This window comes from Staphylococcus sp. HMSC072B07 (genome assembly GCF_001815505.1).
GTDB lineage: Bacteria > Bacillota > Bacilli > Staphylococcales > Staphylococcaceae > Staphylococcus > Staphylococcus simulans.
Map to the genome: position 1 here is coordinate 1 of NZ_KV820918.1, position 270 is coordinate 270.

Below are 270 nucleotides of genomic sequence, written 5' to 3' on the forward strand. Positions count from 1 at the left end.
AAAACACAGAGATTAAGCAGCATAAAGTTGCTTGATCTCTTTTTTTGGATTAGCTGCAAAAAGATTTGTACATAAAATGATACGACTGCGTAAATTACCAAAATTTCTATAACCAAAAGATATTCTCTGTATCAGCTTTATTTTAGTATTTATTCCCTCAAGTGGACCGTTGGTCAAGTTACTGTATTCAAAAGTATTTCTTATCATACTATTGTGCTTTCTAAGTGTCTTAACAGCTGTTTGAAGTTTAGGAGCAACGCTATTGATTTC

Annotated in this window: 1 protein-coding gene; it reads right to left on the reverse strand. The window is 31.9% G+C overall.

Going from position 1 to position 270, the window contains the following annotated elements:
- Nucleotides 1-12: 12 nt before the first annotated feature.
- On the reverse strand, nucleotides 13-270 hold a 258-nt coding region (locus HMPREF3031_RS08925), incomplete at its 5' end, for a transposase (RefSeq protein ID WP_142351317.1).